Source organism: Algihabitans albus (genome assembly GCF_003572205.1).
Lineage (GTDB): Bacteria > Pseudomonadota > Alphaproteobacteria > Kiloniellales > DSM-21159 > Algihabitans > Algihabitans albus.
In genome coordinates this window covers 291,848-306,232 of the sequence record NZ_QXNY01000002.1, presented here as the reverse complement: position 1 = coordinate 306,232, position 14,385 = coordinate 291,848, and the positions used below count along the sequence as shown (strand labels likewise).

The window sequence follows — 14,385 nt, the reverse complement described above, 5'->3', positions numbered from 1 at the left end:
GTGACTCGGATCTCCAAGGCCGCTCGGCGCCGCGTCCGCTCCCCTCCCCTAGTTCGCCAGCTTCACCGCCGCGTCGTAGGCATCGCGGCCGAACTGGTCCATGTAGAGTTCGTGCACCGGCGCGGCGCGTTCGCGAAAGCTCCCGATGTCGATATCCCGCACGATGGTCATGCCGGCCTCTTCGAGCTTGCCGTAGAGGTTCGCCGCACCTTCGGCGTTCTTCTCGGCCATCATCGCCTGCGCGGCCGCGGCGGCTTCGCGGACGACGCCGCGATGCTCATCGGACAGCCCGTCCATGAAACGCTTGCTCGCGATCAGGTAGAAGCCCGAGCGCATGTGCTCGGTCAGCATCAGGTACTCGGACACCTCGTGGATCTTCCAGTGGTACATGACCTCCACGGGGTTCTCCATGCCCTCGATGGTGCCGAGCCGCAGGGCGAGATAGAAGTCCGAGGCCGGCATCGGCACGGGCTCCACGCCGAAGGCGCGCCAGGTATCGGTGTAGACGTTGATATTCGGCACGCGCACCTTCGTCCCCTCCAGGTCCGCCACGGAGCGCACCGGCTTCTTGGTCGAGGTGAGAATGCGCGGATTGCGCTCCAGGAAGGCCAGCATGTCGACACTGAACTGCGCGGCCATGTCGGCCGACCAGTCCTTGGCGAAGTCGCTGTTCACGAAGGCGACCAAATGCTCCCGGTCGCGCCAGAGGAAGGGCATGTCGATGATCGACCAGGCCGGATAGAAATTCGCGACCACGGAGCCCACCAGCGCGAATTCGGTGATGCCGGCCTGCACCTGCTCGAAAAGCTCCCGCTCCTTGCCCAGGGTGGAGTCGGGGAAGACGTCGATGGCGACGGCGCCGCCGGTGCCCGTTTCGACCGCTTCGGCGAAGGTGGTGAGCACTTCGTGACGCGGATCGCCGGTTGGTGCCAGGTGACCGAGCTTGGCCTCCTGCGCCTGGGCCGGCAGGCTTGCGGCGGACAGAGCCGTGACGGACAGCACCGTGACGGCGGCGAGCGCCAGAGCGCGTTTCATGACGTTTCCTCCAAGGTTTTGCTTTTTTGTATTCCGACATCATGATCGGCCTCGATGAATACGTCAATGTATGCGTTAAACGTATCCAATCGACAGCCGTGCGGCCCCCAGCCAGGCCTGCGAAGGCCACCCCGCCCGGCTGCGCGCGGCACGACGCACCACCTCGGCAGTCCTTGGAGGGTGTCCGTGGAGAGCGTCGCCGCGTGCGCCCTCAGGGGCCGCGAAGGAGACCGGCCACGCAGCGGGCTTTGCGACCCGCGACAGCTTTGCTACAGGACAGGGATACGGCGATCACGCAGCGGAGGGGTGGCAGAGTGGTCGAATGCACCGGTCTTGAAAACCGGCAGGGGTGCAAGCCCCTCGTGGGTTCGAATCCCACCCCCTCCGCCACTCTGGAACATAAATGCGAACGTCGTTCGCCGCCGTTCCTACGCCATTTGAAGCAGACAGAACCCGTAGCAAGGTGTTTTTCGATCCCATGATCCTGACTTCGCGGTCGGAGACCTCGACGCGCTGCGCAAGCGCACGCAGATGATCCCGCCGAAAACCGCCGTCGCTGCCCCGCATTCGGCGTCGTGCGACCCTGGCGAATTTGCCGAGTTGCGCAGGCGTGATGATCTGCCCCGCATTTTCAACGGCCGCTTTGGTCCGTTCAGCGTCGAGGCGCGCCTGATCGCGCGTCGCCTTCAATTCTTCGATCCGCTCCCTAAGCGAAGGATCATCCAGATCGGCGACGCCGCTTTCGATAGCAGCATAGAGACGCTTTAGCCTCGCTTCAGCTTCCGTCCCGCGCCGGTTCAGCTCCGCCGCCTGCTTACGGCGGCGATCGTCTCGCTCTTCGCGACGGTCCAGGTGCGTCGCCAGCATGTCGGTCAGCCTATCGGGATCGAGCAGCCGCGTCTCCAGATGCTCCGCAACGAGATGATCGAGTCTGTCCATCTGGATCGTCCGGCCCTTGCAGCCCGTCTTGCCCTGGCGCGCCGCGATCGAGCAGGTGTAATAGCGATAGTGCTTGCCCTTTCCGGAAGTGCGCAGGGTCATGGCGCCACCGCAGTCGGCGCAGAAACAAATCCCGGTCAACAGAGTCGGCCCGCTGACAGTCCGACCTGGCGTCACCATCGGCGCACGTTTCTTCAAAAGCTTCTGAACGGCGTCAAAGATTTCGCGCCCTATGAGCGGCGGCACCGCGACGGTAATGACCTCCGAGTCCGGTTTCACCTCGCCGCGCTTGCTCCGCCTGTTGAATTCGTGCTCGCCAACATAGGTCCGGCGCGTCAGGATGCGATGCACCGTGCCGACGCCCCAGCGTCCGCCGGTCCTCGTGTACATCTTGCGTTCGTTGAGATACTTGGCGATCGCTTTGACGCCCATGCGCCCCGAATCGCCGTCGCCGTTGAGCGCCAACTCAAACATCAACCGAATGGTGTTGGCATGGAGTGGATCGATCTCCAGTACCTTCTTGACCTTGGCGCCGCGCTTTTCCGCCTCGACGACGCGATAGCCGACCGGCGGCAGCGACCCGTTCCAAAAGCCCTGGCGGGCGTTTTCCTTCAACGCCCGAAGCGTATGCTTGGCGTTCTCCTTCGATTGATACTCGTCGAAGAGCGCCATGATCTGGCGCATCATGACGTGCATCGGATCGTCGCCGAGCTCCTGCGTCATGGAGATGAGCTTGACGCCGTTCTTCGCCAGCTTGCGGACGTAGAATTCGAGCTCGAAATGGTCGCGGAAGAAGCGGCTGAAGGAATGCACGACGACGATGTCGAATGCAGCCGGCTTCGTAGTCCCGGCCTCCATCATCCGCTGAAACTCGGGCCGGCGGTCATTGGTCGCCGATGCGCCCGGTTCGACGTAGGTCTCGACGAGTTCATAGCCGCGCGCCTCGCAATAGGCCTCGCCCTGCCGCCGCTGATCGGGGATCGAGACGTCATGCTCGGCCTGCCGCGCCGTCGAGACGCGCAGATAAAGGGCCGCGCGCAGCTTCACGCCATTTTGCCGAGCGCTCATGATCGTCCACCCGCAGCCTTGCGGCGCTTGGTCTCGATCAATGGCAGATCGAGCGACACGCGGTCATAAACCACTTTCGGCTTCAGCCGCCGCCCTTCGCCAGGCTCCATCTCGATGAGGCCGTAATTGGCCATCTTCTTCAAGGTGCGCGACAGATTGGATTTGGCCCGGCCCGTCATCTGCGCCAACTCGTCGAGCGATGCCGGCGAGCGCTCGGCAATCGTGCGGAGGAGTTCGCGGTTGCCGGCCGAAAGGACCTGAGCAAAAGACTCTGTCGAGGTGAACCAGACCTTCGGATCGTTCGGACCCGGACGTTCCTCGCCGCGTGCGATCCGGAGCGTCCGCGCCTTCATGCTGTCATAGTCGGCGATCCCGACTTTCAATGTCGTCATGTCGGTACTCCGCGCTCCTTCAACACCGCGTCCACTTGCTCCCAGAAATCGGCGAGCAAAGTCGCCGCATCCTGATAGTCATAGGGGCGCACGGTCCGGAACCGATGCCGATGGTCCTGCGGCTCGCCGCGCTTTCGACCGCCCACCGGATGGGCGTTGTCGAAGCCGACCAGCCGCGCGCCGTCAGGGCCGTGAAGCGTCAGCGCATAATCAAGCCCATGGGGCTTCTCCGCGCTGACCGGCACTTGCGTGACGACGAACTTTACCCAATGCCCGCCTTGCGGATCGACGACCAGCACTTCGCCGTCGAGATCGAGCAAGGCGTCAAGGCTCGGATCGCGCGCCTCTTCTGTCATAAGATGTTATCTTGAGATGATAACAATGTCAAGCGCGATCCGGGTCTTTTGGACCGAAAAGCTCGTCCAGAATGTCGCCGAACCAGCGCTCGAAAACGTCGACCTCCTCGGGCGTGACGGGCACGTCCTCCGGCCAGTCGTCGACCACTCCCCAGTCAGACAGATCGTCTTTGACCGGACGGTTCGGGCGCGCGGGTTCCGGCGTCATTTGCGCATAGTCGTAGAGATCGATCTTTTCAGATCGGTCCGTCCGGGCGCGTCTGCGGTTTGATCGCGAAGCAGGCATCCGCAGACCTTGAAATACGCGAACGCAGAATTGAACCGACTGCGCGTCGTAGTAGCGCTCCGGGGCGTAAAGACCGGCCATCGGCGGCGGCCGTTCCGAAGTCCTTCGTCAGTTTCGCAGCAGCACGCCTTTTAGAGTGAGAGGGTCGCGGCTTCGCCGTGACGGGTTTGGAGGTCGAGAGAGAGGCTTTCGGCCGCCCGTCATGGAGATGACCCATGACCAATGTTGAGATTCTGGACGGCCGGCGCGACGCGAGCGGCGGCTACAAGGTGGATGTGTCCCGAGGCGGCCATAATGGCCGCGTGTCCTCGGAGTGGTTTTCGCGGCCCGACGACGAGAAGTATCTGTCGCTCTCGGAGCTCTACGCCTCGGTGAAGGGCCGCGCCGAGCGGAGCCGAACGCGGACCGTAGAGAGCGCGGCGATCCGCGTCGAAGCCCATCACGACGATCCCGAAAAGCTGGCGCTCGTCCTGCCGGACGCCGAGGCGCCGGTCGCCCCGACCCATTGGAGCTTCGGACAGCTTGCGAGCCTCGTCAGCGCGCCGGCGGCCTATCTGCGCCAGCTTCCAGCGCCGCTTGCCGGCATCAACCTGCAATACGGCCTCACCAACCACCGTGCCGAGCAGGTCAAGACGCTGGAAACCGATGACGGCCGCACGGAACTCCGCGCCGTCACCGGCCCTGACTATGGCCGCATCTACGACCACGAGCTCGTCTCTGCCGTTCAGCGCATCGCCGGCGACGGCGTCGGCGACACCCGCTGGAAGGTGCCGGGCGTGCTCGACTGGTCGACCGGCGTCTACAACCCCCGCGTGGACGTGACCAAGGACACGACCACGCTCTACGCCTCGGATCGTGACGTCTTCCTCTTCCTGGTCGACGATCTCAACCCGATTGAGGCGGGAACGCTGCCGGACGGCTCGCCCGATCTCTATTTCCGCGGCTTCTACTGCTGGAACTCCGAGGTTGGCGCGAAGACGCTCGGCATCGCCAGCTTCTATCTCCGCGCCGTCTGCCAGAACCGGAATCTCTGGGGTGTCGAAGACTTCCAGGAGATCAGCATCCGGCACTCGAAATACGCCGCCAACCGTTTCGCGCACGAGGCGGCGCCGGCGCTCGCGCGCTTCGCCGAGTCCTCGCCCGCGCCGTTCGTGCAGGGCATTCGCACCGCGCGCGAACGCATCGTCGCCCGCAGTGACGAGGACCGCACCGACTTCCTCCGCAAGCGCGGCTTCTCAAAGGCGGAGACGGCGAAGATCGTCGAGACGGTGCTGGCCGAGGAAGGCCGTCCGCCCGAAAGCGTGTTCGACTTCGTTCAAGGCATCACCGCCGTCGCGCGGTCCAAGCCGCAGCAGGACGCGCGCCTCGCCATGGAGACCCGCGCCAAGACGCTGCTAGAGCGCGCCGCGTAGCTCCGCCGTTCCGCTTCTCGTCGAATCCTCCATCCACGGTCCATCGCTCCCTAGAGGAAGAGGTGGGCCGTGGATTTCGTGACGGGTTTGGAGGTCGAGAGAGTGTCTCTTGATCGCCCGTCGCGGAGAAGACTCATGACGAAGTCCAAGAAAATCACCCTCAGCGCCTCGCGCGACATCCCCTTCAACAAGCTGGTGCTCAGCCAGGCGAACGTCCGTCACATCAAGGCCGGCGTCTCGATCGAGGAGCTTGCCGAGGACATCGCACGACGCACGCTGCTCGCTAGCCTCACCGTCCGCCCTGTGTTCGACGAGGATGGCGCGGAGACCGGTATGTTCGAGGTTCCGGCCGGCGGCCGCCGCTACCGGGCGCTGGAACTGCTCGTGAAGAAGCGGCGGCTCAACCGCACCGCCCCGGTGCCCTGCATCGTGCGCACCGAAGGCCTCGCCGAGGAGGACAGCCTCGCTGAGAACATCCAGCGCGCGCCGCTCCACCCTCTCGACCAGTTCCGCGCCTTTCAGGCCATGCGCGGGAAAGGCAAGAGTGAGGAAGAGATCGCCGCAGCCTTCTTCGTCTCGGTGGGCGTCGTCAAGCAGCGGCTGAAACTCGCTGCCGTCTCCGAAACGCTGCTTGAGGCGTATGCGGAGGAAGAGATGACCCTCGACCAGCTCATGGCCTTCACGGTCAATCCCGACCATGAGCGCCAGGAACAGGTCTGGGAAGCGCTCAAGCAGCACTACAACAAGCAGCCTTATGAAATCCGCCGCATGCTGACCGAAGGCGCTGTCCGTGCCTCGGATCGGCGCGCGCAATTCGTCGGTCTCGACGCCTATGTCGAAGCCGGCGGCGAAATCCTGCGGGATCTCTTCCAGCGGGACGACGGCGGCTGGCTGCAAGATGCCGCGCTGCTCGAAACCATGGTCGGCGAGAAGCTGGAGAAAGAGGCCGAAGCCATCCGCCGCGAAGGCTGGAAATGGGTCGAGGTCGGAACCGACTTTCCCTATGGCCACACCTACGGCATGCGGAGGATCGTCGGCGAAGCCGAACTCATGAGCGACGAAGAGCAGGAGAGCTACGCAGCGCTCAAGGCCGAGTACGAAAAACTTGAGGACGACTACGCCGAGGCCGATGAACTTCCCGAAGAGGTGGACGAACGGCTTGGCGAGATCGAGACGGCGATGGAAGCCTTGCAGGATCGGCCGGTGCGGTTCGAGACGGAAGAACACGCTATCGCCGGCGCGTTTGTCAGCATCGACGGCTCGGGGCGTCTTCGCGTCGAGCGCGGCTATGTCCGGCCCGAGGACGAGCCGGTCGCCGAGACCGAGGAGCCCTCAGACGGAAGCCCGGTCGATCCTGTCACGGATGATGTCGATGACGATACGTCCGACAGCATCGCCGAATCGGACGAGGAAGACGGGGAAGATGGACTCACACCGCTCTCCGACCGTCTCGTCTGCGAACTGACCGCCCATCGCACGGTCGCCCTGCGCGACGCTCTGGCGAACGATCCGCAGGTCGCTTTCCTCGCAGCCTTGCACGCCATGACGCTGCGTCTCTTCTACCACTATGGCCAGGAAAGCTGTGTCGAGATCGAACCGCGTTCAGCGACCTTCGGTGCCCAGGCGCCCGGTCTTGGCGACACGCCTTATGCGCAGTCGATCGACCTCGGCATGGACAACTGGGCCAAGGCAATGCCCAAGCAAGCCGAGGGCCTTTGGGATGCGCTCGTGGAGTGGGATGCTGACAGCCGCGACGCACTGTTCGCCCACTGTGTGGCGATGACCGTCAACGCCGTGCATGAGCCGCATTATCGCAAGCCGCGCCAGATCGCGCATGCGGACGTGCTTGCCGCGACGCTTGGCCTCGACATGGCGAAAGCCGGTTGGACGCCGACGGGCGAGACGTATCTCGGCCGGGTCACCAAGGCCCGCATCGTCGAGGCCGTGCGCGAGGCCAAGGGCGACGAGGCCGCCGACCGCATCGCCGGGTTCAAGAAGCCCGCGATGGTCGAAGCGGCTGAAGAGTTGCTGAACGGCACGGACTGGCTGCCCGAGCCGCTCCGCACGCTCTCCCTCGCGAAGAACGCCGATGAGCCGACGTTCGACATCGTCGACGATGAAAACGTGGAGGGCGAAGCGCAATCGGCGGCGGACGGCGGCGAAACGGCTATGGCCGAAACCGAGCCGTCCCGCGAGGATGACTCCGCCGCGGCATCGACCGCGCTCGTCGCGGCCGAGTAACGGGCAGCTCCCCCCAAGCACCCGTCACCCTGGGGCTCGCCGGCAACGGCGAGCCCCATTTTCGTGAATGCTGAGGAGCCGTCAATGGAAAGCGCAGCAGCAGAAATCGCACGGCGCCTCGGCCGTGAGGCGGAAGCCGTGTGCCGTCATTATCTTTCGAACGGTCGCAAACAGGGCCGCTACTGGATCGTCGGGGATGTAGAGAACACGCCGGGTCGCAGCCTCTATGTCCGCCTTGTCGGATCCGCCTACGGCCCCGGCGCGGCGGGAAAATGGACCGATGCGGCCACCGGCGAGCATGGCGACTTGCTCGATCTCATCGCCGCCAATCAGAACTTGCGCAGCTTGCGCGAGACGCTTGACGAAGCGCGGCGGTTTCTCGCTTCGCCTCGCTCAGACCCTCCGCCTCGACGGCGACCGGCGCCCACTGGATCACCCGAAGCGGCACGGAGATTATTCGCCATGGGCCGCCCCATCGCGGGCACCGTCGCGGAAACCTATTTGCGGGGTCGCGGCATCACGAATGCCAGAAACAATTCGGCGCTGCGTTTCCATCCGCGCTGTTACTATCGCGGTGAAGATCAAGCGCCGGATATGCCCGAGGGCTTGCCGGCGCTGCTCGCGGCGGTCACGGACCTTGAGGGCAACATCACTGGCGTCCATCGCACCTGGCTAGATCCGGCCCAGCCCGAGAAAGCGCCCGTGGATCGGCCGAGAAAGGCGATGGGGCGCCTGCTGGGGCATGGCGTACGATTCGGAAAACCGCGCGACGTGCTGACAGCCGGCGAAGGCCTCGAAACCATGCTCTCGATACGGATGGCACTGCCGCACATGCCGGCGGTCGCCGCGCTGTCGGCCAATCATCTGCAAGCACTCATCCTGCCGAGTAGCGTCAAGCGCCTTTATATCGCCGAGGACGCAGACGACGCCGGTCGCGCAGCGGCCGAGGCATTGGCGGTCCGTGCACGAACCGAAGGTCTCGACGCGTTGCGGCTTGCTCCGAGTGGCGGAGACTTCAACGAAGACCTCCAAGCGTATGACGCCGCCGCTCTGGCAGAACTGCTCGCGGTCCAACTCGCGCCGGAAGACGCCGCACGCTTCATCCTTTCGAATGGTCGCCAGAAGGCAAGCACGCACGCCGCGATGGCTGTCTCCGGCAAGACGTCATGACATCCCCGGTCTCTGAGTGCCGCGCCTTCGGCCTTTGAGAGCCGGGCGATCGGAGCGAAGCCGGCCCGGTCCGGCAACGGCTGCGGCCGCGCGATTTTCCGCCGCGTCCGGCTATCGCCGCCCGCTTTGCAGCGCGAAGCAAAATCGCGCGCCCTCCGCCGTCCTCCGCTGACGCTCCGGCCGCCGCCCCATTTTCTTAAGAAAACGCGGCGGCGGTGCAGGCCCGGTCCGCCCCCGCTCTTTGGCGCCCGTAAAGGCCGCGAGAGGCGCGGTCTCACGAACCGGAGACGATCCGTCATGACGACCACCGACCTGAACACCCATGAACCGCACGGCGCATCGCCGACCGCCGCGCTCCTCGACGAATTGCAGATCTACGGGCATCGTCCTTTCACGGATGAACTCGACCATCGACCACTGCCCGAAGCAAATACGCTTCAGGCTGCCCTCAGCGATATCTTCGACGCCCTCGTCGTCGCCCTCGCCGACACGCGGCTCGAACCCGATCTCGAAGACCTGCTCTGGTCGACGGTCAATATCTTCCATCGCGCGACAGGCCGCATCGAACGCGAACTCGACTACAATGAGCAAGCCCAGAAACGCTCCCAGCGCGAACAGGACGGTTCCGAGATCCGCTCGGTCGAACTTGAACGCCTCACGGCTGAAGGCCTTACCCTGATCGAACGCCGTAACGCCCACGAGCACATGCGCGATCTCGCCGCCGACTTCTTCGAGGCGCATCTCGGGCAGACCTGGCGCCCGCACTCAGGCTCGCTCGCCAGCCGGCGCACGCTCACCAGCGCGGTCATCGACAGCCGCGACTTCCTCGCCGCGCGACGGCGCGCCGAGAATGAAACGCTCCTGCCGGCAGGACCGAAGATCGCCTTCGCCGGCGGCGCAGACTCCAACGACACCCAAGCCATCTGGGCGGCGCTCGACCGGGTGCGTGCCAAGCATCCCGACATGGTCTTGCTTCACGGCGGCAGCCCCAAGGGCGCGGAGAAAATCGCCGCCTGCTGGGCCGACAACCGCAAGGTTCCGCAGATCGCCTTCAAGCCGGACTGGAACCGCCACGGCAAGGCCGCGCCGTTCAAGCGCAACGACCAGCTTCTCGATGTTCTGCCGATCGGGCTCATCGTCTTTCCCGGTTCAGGCATCACCGACAACCTCGCCGACAAGGCGAAAAAGCTCGGAATCCCGCTTTACGACTTCCGCACGCGGAAGCCGCAGGCAGCGTGACCCGTGATGCTCAAATCGCATCGCCCTTTCCCGCGCCGGAGCATTCCGGCGCGGGACGACTTTCGCTATACTTCGATTGCGCCGTGGCGGTTGGTGGAGGCGCGTCGACCGGACAAGGAGACCGCCCATGTTTGTATCGGCCGTATTGAGCATTATTGGTCTCGGGATCATCTGCTGGGTCCTGTTCACGCTCGCCGTCTATGCGCTTCCATTCTTTGTCGCCGTCACCGTCGGGCACTACGCCTATAACGCCGATATCGGCCTCATCGGCGCGATCGCGGCGGCCTTCTTCGCCGGCGCCGCTACGCTCATCTTGGGCCAGATCGCCTTCGCAACCATCCGCTCGACGCCGATCCGTCTCACGCTCGGCGCGTTCTATGCGCTCCCAGCCGGAATCGCCGGCTTTCACGCCATCAAGGGACTGTCCGGGATGGGCGGCGCGGGAGAGACCTGGACGCTCGTCTTCGCCAGCGTCGGCGCTGTCGTCGTCGGCGTCACGGCCTGGGCGCGGGTTGCGTCGCTCGTCGGACCGGAAGAAGACGCCCCGGCGGCGTCACGCGCCTTCAGCGCCAACGCCAGCCGCGCGGCCAATGACGGCTAAGAGCCCAATATGTCAAATGCTGCAGAGCTTGGCCTTCAGCGCGCCGGCACTGACAAAGGAACGCTCCCGCCGCTGCCCGCACTCTGAGGTTCGGTTGCCAGGATCGAACCAGCCAAGGCCTCGATATCTTTCATCGGTGGCAGCCCGAACTGCCTGCGATATTCGCGGCTGAACTGCGACGGGCTCTCATAGCCAACGGAAAATGCCGCCTGCGCCGCCGATTGTTCCTCAAAGAGCATTAGGCGTCGCGCTTCCTGAAGACGAAGTCGCTTGTGATACTGCAAGGGCGACATCAAGGTCACGGACCTGAAGTGATGGTGTAGAGCAGACGGCTGCAAGCACACCTCCTCCGCCAGTCGCGACATCTCGAATGGCTCTCGGTAGCTTTTTTTGATCATTGCGATGGCGCGTGCGATTTGCCGCCCTTGCCCTGGACCGTACACACTTCGCAGGACAGCCTGTCCGCCCGGCGCTCTGATGACCCTATACAGAAGTTCGCGCTCGTAGAGCTTTGCCAATGCAGGAATGTCGTCCGGTCTATCCACCAGTTGCACAAGGCGCGTCGCCGCATCCACAATGTCCGGTGTCGTCTCTCCCAGAAAGAGCCCCGGACCCTTCGCTGGTGTCTCTTGGTCCCACGGCATATCGACAGCGAGATCTGATAAAGCCGCAGCGTCAATGCCAAAGCGGATGCAAAGGTATGGTTTCGCCGGATCGGCTTTCGTGATCTGCCCAATGATTGGAAGGTCGAAGGATACGACGAGGTATTTGGCCGCGTCATAGTCATAGATGCGATCTGCGACCATGACCCGTTTCGCGCCCTGCACCACGATACAAAGCGCCGGTTCATGAACCGCATGAAGATCCTGGGTTTGCCGCGTACTGCGGATAAGGTCCAGCCGGGGCACAGCCGTTGCGTGGATGCCGTCCTTTTCGACAAATCGGGCAACCAGTTTCGCGAGGCTGTCAACTGAGCCTGTCATGTTTTGTCCCCTTTACGCTTGCGCCTATTAGATCGCTTCGATGGAGCATCATCTAGGAACAGGTCGACGGTTTTCCCAGTCCCGTGGAGAATTAGGCAATGATCCCGTTGGATCGTTCTACCGCCCGTAACGTCGACATCCATATATCAGCTGCAGCAGGGGCACCCCGGGTCGGGGGACTGGCAGATTTCAGGAGGCTGACAATGACGGACGATCGTAAAGTGTGGTTCATAACTGGCGCGTCACGCGGCATTGGACTGGAGATCGCCAAGGCGGCGCTGGCCGCCGGCGACCGTGTCGTGGCCACGGGGCGCAATGCCGGAGCAGTCAAAAGCGCCTTGCCGGACACGAGCGACGCTCTTGCGCTGCAACTGGATGTGACCGATCCCAGGCAAGCTAGTGCCGCCGTAGCTGATACCGTCGTGCATTTCGGCCGGATCGACGTTTTGGTGAACAATGCCGGGTACGGACAGCTTGGCGTGTTCGAGGAGATCGAACATGACGCCATCGTTCGGCAGTTCGACACGAACGTGCACGGCACGTTTCACACCACCCGCGCCGTACTGCCAGTCATGCGCGGACAGAAATCGGGTCATATCTTCAACCTCTCGTCTATCGGAGGTGCGCTTGGGTTCGACATCGCGTCGATCTACTGTGCGACCAAGTTTGCGGTCGAGGGGTTCTCGGAATGCCTGGCGCTAGAGGTGAAGCCCTTCAATATCGGTGTCACTATCGTGGAGCCAGGCTTCTTCCGAACTGATTTTCTTGATGAAAGCTCGATCCGGTTCTCGGACACGCCGATTGCGGATTACGCCGACTACGCCAAGACGACACAGGGCTTCTATACCTCGCAGAACCACGCTCAGGCAGGAGACCCGGCAAAGCTTGGTGCCGCGCTTGTGCGTCTCTCCCGCGAAGACAAGCCACCCCTGCGCTACGCCGCCGGGTCGGACGCCGTCGAGTACCTGGGCGGCGCTTATGACGCGCGAAAGGCTGAGCTGTCGCAATGGCGGGAGTTGTCCACGTCAACGGATGGCGCGGCTGCATCTGCCGCCTGATCGCGAAAATCACCACGCTGAGAACGCGCTGCAAACCGGGCGCATTCTCTCTGACCGAACTCAGTAAGGACCGACCATGACCATTCAGAAAATCACGTTTTTGGCTGTCGCTCTCACGATCGGCATGACGATGTCCACCGCGAGCGCCCAGACTGTCGAAGGAAGTACCATGGCTGGAACCACCCAAGAGCGCCTTCAGCAGGGTGCCGATGTCATCCTGAAGCTCAACAACGGCGTTCCTCAGACGACGCTGGAAAACATGCGTGAAGAGTTCCCCTTCCTGGCTGATGCAACCCAAGCCTACGCGCTTGGCGACGTCTGGAGCCGGCCCGGGCTTGATGACCGCACAAGGCAGATCGCTGCTGTCGCCGCCTTCGCGGCGATGGGTGAACGGGGCCTCATGAAGATCCACGCCGGCTACGCCCTGAACGTCGGCGTGACCGAGGATGAGCTGAAGGAAGTGGTTTACATGATCACTGTGCCGGCCGGCTTTCCGAAAGCAATTCTAGCCTCCCAAACCATGGCAGAGCTGTTTGTAGAGCGCCGCACGGCCGACGACGGGTCAGGCCAGTGAGGAGGCCTGGACATGGACCATACGCAAGAAGTCTTGCCGTTGCTTTTGGCGTCGTGATGAGCAGCACAACCGCGCAGGGACAACTCGTCACCACCGATTTTCCACGCTCTCCGCGTCCGGAAGCCCCGACCGAACCTCAAATCCATGAGTTTGTCGGTATGTGGGTGACGGAAGACGGGCGTATTCGCCACGACCTTCTCCCGAATGGGCGCTACGACGAAGCACGGGGTAACCGGGAAAGCGCCTATCAGGGTCGTTATCACGTCACGGGCTACATCATCCAGTACTGGGACGATACCGGGTTCTATGCCGACGGGCGGTTCCGGGACGGGGTCCTCTACCACGGTGGATACATCTTCTACCGGGAGGAATGATGGTTCGACCGGGTTCACCACAACGTCACTGAAGCAGTTTAAGGAGTTGACCATGCCCCTAAACGTGATCCGCGGTGTCACACTGAGCCTGGGCATCGCTGTTTGCCTGACAGCCGCGCCTGTTCGCCCAGCCAACGCCGCAGACCAAGCTTTGATCGAGGAGACAAACCGCCAGCTCGTCCGTGACGCCTTCGAAGGCTGGGAGGCGGGTACGTTCAACGTGTTCGACTTACTTGATGAGGACGTCGTATGGACCATTACCGGCTTTGATCCGGTCGTCTCGGGAATATATCGCGGGAAAGAAGAGCTTCTCTCCCGCACTGTCGAGCCTTTCAGCGAACGCATGAGTGAACGACTAAGTCCCACTCTGCGTGAACTCTGGGCAGACGGAGACGACGTCCTCATACACTTCGATGGCGAAGGGCGAACGGCAGCAGGCGACGTTTATAGGAACAGCTATCTGTGGATCTTCACAATGGAGGGGGACGCAGTCACCGAAGTGACTGCATTTCTCGACACTGCCGCCTTTGCTGCGCTCCTCGCACGTGATCCGGCAAATGCGCCAGATGAAAGGACCGATTGATGGCGATGCCTGCTTCCGGCTTCGCATCACCTCTGTGAGATTGAAGCATCCTTCCCGCAGGTAGCAGAGGAACT

General features: G+C 63.2%; 15 protein-coding genes, 1 tRNA gene and 1 pseudogene. 11 read left to right on the top strand and 6 right to left on the bottom strand.

What is annotated here, in order from left to right; genetic code table 11:
• Positions 1–48: 48 nt before the first annotated feature.
• Positions 49–1,035, bottom strand: coding sequence for a TRAP transporter substrate-binding protein (locus DBZ32_RS03030; protein ID WP_119165632.1), 987 nt, complete (start codon positions 1,033–1,035; stop codon positions 49–51).
• Positions 1,036–1,335: 300 nt separating this feature from the next.
• Between DBZ32_RS03030 and DBZ32_RS03025 the strand changes: the two genes are divergently transcribed.
• Together DBZ32_RS03025 and DBZ32_RS22370 are read left to right on the top strand one after the other, a co-directional pair.
• Positions 1,336–1,425, top strand: a tRNA-Ser gene (locus DBZ32_RS03025).
• Between the two features lie 141 nt (positions 1,426–1,566).
• Positions 1,567–1,803: a hypothetical protein gene (locus DBZ32_RS22370; protein WP_235829988.1), complete on the top strand. Its 237-nt coding sequence runs from the start codon at positions 1,567–1,569 to the stop codon at positions 1,801–1,803.
• Between the two features lie 195 nt (positions 1,804–1,998).
• Here DBZ32_RS22370 and DBZ32_RS03020 read toward each other — a convergent pair.
• The 4 genes and pseudogenes from DBZ32_RS03020 to DBZ32_RS03005 all read right to left on the bottom strand — a co-directional run.
• Positions 1,999–3,042: pseudogene (locus DBZ32_RS03020) on the bottom strand (recombinase family protein); the annotation flags it as partial.
• Complete coding sequence (locus DBZ32_RS03015; RefSeq protein WP_119165631.1) at positions 3,039–3,434, bottom strand: HVO_A0114 family putative DNA-binding protein; 396 nt, start codon at positions 3,432–3,434, stop codon at positions 3,039–3,041. The gene DBZ32_RS03015 and the pseudogene DBZ32_RS03020, both read right to left, overlap by 4 nt.
• Positions 3,431–3,790, bottom strand: coding sequence for a toxin-antitoxin system TumE family protein (locus tag DBZ32_RS03010; protein ID WP_119165630.1), 360 nt, complete (start codon positions 3,788–3,790; stop codon positions 3,431–3,433). Before DBZ32_RS03010 ends, DBZ32_RS03015 begins: the two co-directional genes overlap by 4 nt.
• Before the next feature lie 28 nt (positions 3,791–3,818).
• The gene (locus tag DBZ32_RS03005; protein WP_235829986.1) at positions 3,819–4,157 is read right to left on the bottom strand and encodes a hypothetical protein; all 339 of its coding nucleotides are present in this window, start codon (positions 4,155–4,157) and stop codon (positions 3,819–3,821) included.
• Between the two features lie 134 nt (positions 4,158–4,291).
• Here DBZ32_RS03005 and DBZ32_RS03000 point away from each other — a divergent pair, with 134 nt between their 5' ends.
• The 5 genes from DBZ32_RS03000 (at position 4,292) to DBZ32_RS02980 (ending at position 10,739) form a co-directional block, all read left to right on the top strand.
• A complete protein-coding gene (locus DBZ32_RS03000; protein WP_119165629.1) occupies positions 4,292–5,488 on the top strand; it encodes a DUF932 domain-containing protein in 1,197 nt (398 codons plus the stop codon).
• A 135-nt stretch (positions 5,489–5,623) separates the two neighbouring features.
• Positions 5,624–7,729, top strand: a complete 2,106-nt coding sequence (locus DBZ32_RS02995; protein WP_119165628.1) for a ParB/RepB/Spo0J family partition protein — start codon at positions 5,624–5,626, stop codon at positions 7,727–7,729.
• A gap of 84 nt (positions 7,730–7,813) precedes the next feature.
• Positions 7,814–8,899, top strand: coding sequence for a DUF7146 domain-containing protein (locus DBZ32_RS02990; protein ID WP_119165627.1), 1,086 nt, complete (start codon positions 7,814–7,816; stop codon positions 8,897–8,899).
• Between the two features lie 297 nt (positions 8,900–9,196).
• The gene (locus DBZ32_RS02985; protein ID WP_119165626.1) at positions 9,197–10,138 is read left to right on the top strand and encodes a DUF2493 domain-containing protein; all 942 of its coding nucleotides are present in this window, start codon (positions 9,197–9,199) and stop codon (positions 10,136–10,138) included.
• Between the two features lie 127 nt (positions 10,139–10,265).
• A complete protein-coding gene (locus tag DBZ32_RS02980) occupies positions 10,266–10,739 on the top strand; it encodes a hypothetical protein (protein ID WP_208539085.1) in 474 nt (157 codons plus the stop codon).
• A gap of 35 nt (positions 10,740–10,774) precedes the next feature.
• Here the strand turns inward: DBZ32_RS02980 and DBZ32_RS02975 are convergent, their stop codons facing one another.
• Positions 10,775–11,722 carry an AraC family transcriptional regulator gene (locus DBZ32_RS02975; protein ID WP_119165625.1) on the bottom strand — a complete coding sequence of 316 codons (948 nt, stop codon included), beginning with the start codon at positions 11,720–11,722 and terminating at the stop codon, positions 10,775–10,777.
• Between the two features lie 203 nt (positions 11,723–11,925).
• Between DBZ32_RS02975 and DBZ32_RS02970 the strand changes: the two genes are divergently transcribed.
• From DBZ32_RS02970 to DBZ32_RS02955, 4 genes are all read left to right on the top strand, one after another.
• The gene (locus DBZ32_RS02970; RefSeq protein WP_119165624.1) at positions 11,926–12,780 is read left to right on the top strand and encodes an oxidoreductase; all 855 of its coding nucleotides are present in this window, start codon (positions 11,926–11,928) and stop codon (positions 12,778–12,780) included.
• A 76-nt stretch (positions 12,781–12,856) separates the two neighbouring features.
• Complete coding sequence (locus DBZ32_RS02965; RefSeq protein ID WP_208539084.1) at positions 12,857–13,354, top strand: carboxymuconolactone decarboxylase family protein; 498 nt, start codon at positions 12,857–12,859, stop codon at positions 13,352–13,354.
• A 56-nt stretch (positions 13,355–13,410) separates the two neighbouring features.
• Positions 13,411–13,728, top strand: a complete 318-nt coding sequence (locus tag DBZ32_RS02960) for an Atu4866 domain-containing protein (RefSeq protein WP_119165623.1) — start codon at positions 13,411–13,413, stop codon at positions 13,726–13,728.
• 52 nt (positions 13,729–13,780) lie between these two features.
• Positions 13,781–14,311 carry a nuclear transport factor 2 family protein gene (locus tag DBZ32_RS02955; RefSeq protein ID WP_162906531.1) on the top strand — a complete coding sequence of 177 codons (531 nt, stop codon included), beginning with the start codon at positions 13,781–13,783 and terminating at the stop codon, positions 14,309–14,311.
• Positions 14,312–14,385 lie beyond the last annotated feature (74 nt).

Bases quoted from the DNA above. Each gene is read 5' to 3' on its own strand.
- DBZ32_RS02975 (WP_119165625.1), bottom strand. From the start codon at position 11,722: ATGACAGGCTCAGTTGACAGCCTCGCGAAACTGGTTGCCCGATTTGTC.
- DBZ32_RS02955 (WP_162906531.1), top strand. From the start codon at position 13,781: ATGCCCCTAAACGTGATCCGCGGTGTCACACTGAGCCTGGGCATCGCT.
- DBZ32_RS02965 (WP_208539084.1), top strand. From the start codon at position 12,857: ATGACCATTCAGAAAATCACGTTTTTGGCTGTCGCTCTCACGATCGGC.
- DBZ32_RS02995 (WP_119165628.1), top strand. From the start codon at position 5,624: ATGACGAAGTCCAAGAAAATCACCCTCAGCGCCTCGCGCGACATCCCC.
- DBZ32_RS03005 (WP_235829986.1), bottom strand. From the start codon at position 4,157: ATGGCCGGTCTTTACGCCCCGGAGCGCTACTACGACGCGCAGTCGGTT.
- DBZ32_RS03010 (WP_119165630.1), bottom strand. From the start codon at position 3,790: ATGACAGAAGAGGCGCGCGATCCGAGCCTTGACGCCTTGCTCGATCTC.
- DBZ32_RS03000 (WP_119165629.1), top strand. From the start codon at position 4,292: ATGACCAATGTTGAGATTCTGGACGGCCGGCGCGACGCGAGCGGCGGC.
- DBZ32_RS02970 (WP_119165624.1), top strand. From the start codon at position 11,926: ATGACGGACGATCGTAAAGTGTGGTTCATAACTGGCGCGTCACGCGGC.
- DBZ32_RS02960 (WP_119165623.1), top strand. From the start codon at position 13,411: ATGAGCAGCACAACCGCGCAGGGACAACTCGTCACCACCGATTTTCCA.
- DBZ32_RS22370 (WP_235829988.1), top strand. From the start codon at position 1,567: ATGATCCCGCCGAAAACCGCCGTCGCTGCCCCGCATTCGGCGTCGTGC.
- DBZ32_RS02990 (WP_119165627.1), top strand. From the start codon at position 7,814: ATGGAAAGCGCAGCAGCAGAAATCGCACGGCGCCTCGGCCGTGAGGCG.
- DBZ32_RS02980 (WP_208539085.1), top strand. From the start codon at position 10,266: ATGTTTGTATCGGCCGTATTGAGCATTATTGGTCTCGGGATCATCTGC.
- DBZ32_RS02985 (WP_119165626.1), top strand. From the start codon at position 9,197: ATGACGACCACCGACCTGAACACCCATGAACCGCACGGCGCATCGCCG.
- DBZ32_RS03015 (WP_119165631.1), bottom strand. From the start codon at position 3,434: ATGACGACATTGAAAGTCGGGATCGCCGACTATGACAGCATGAAGGCG.
- DBZ32_RS03030 (WP_119165632.1), bottom strand. From the start codon at position 1,035: ATGAAACGCGCTCTGGCGCTCGCCGCCGTCACGGTGCTGTCCGTCACG.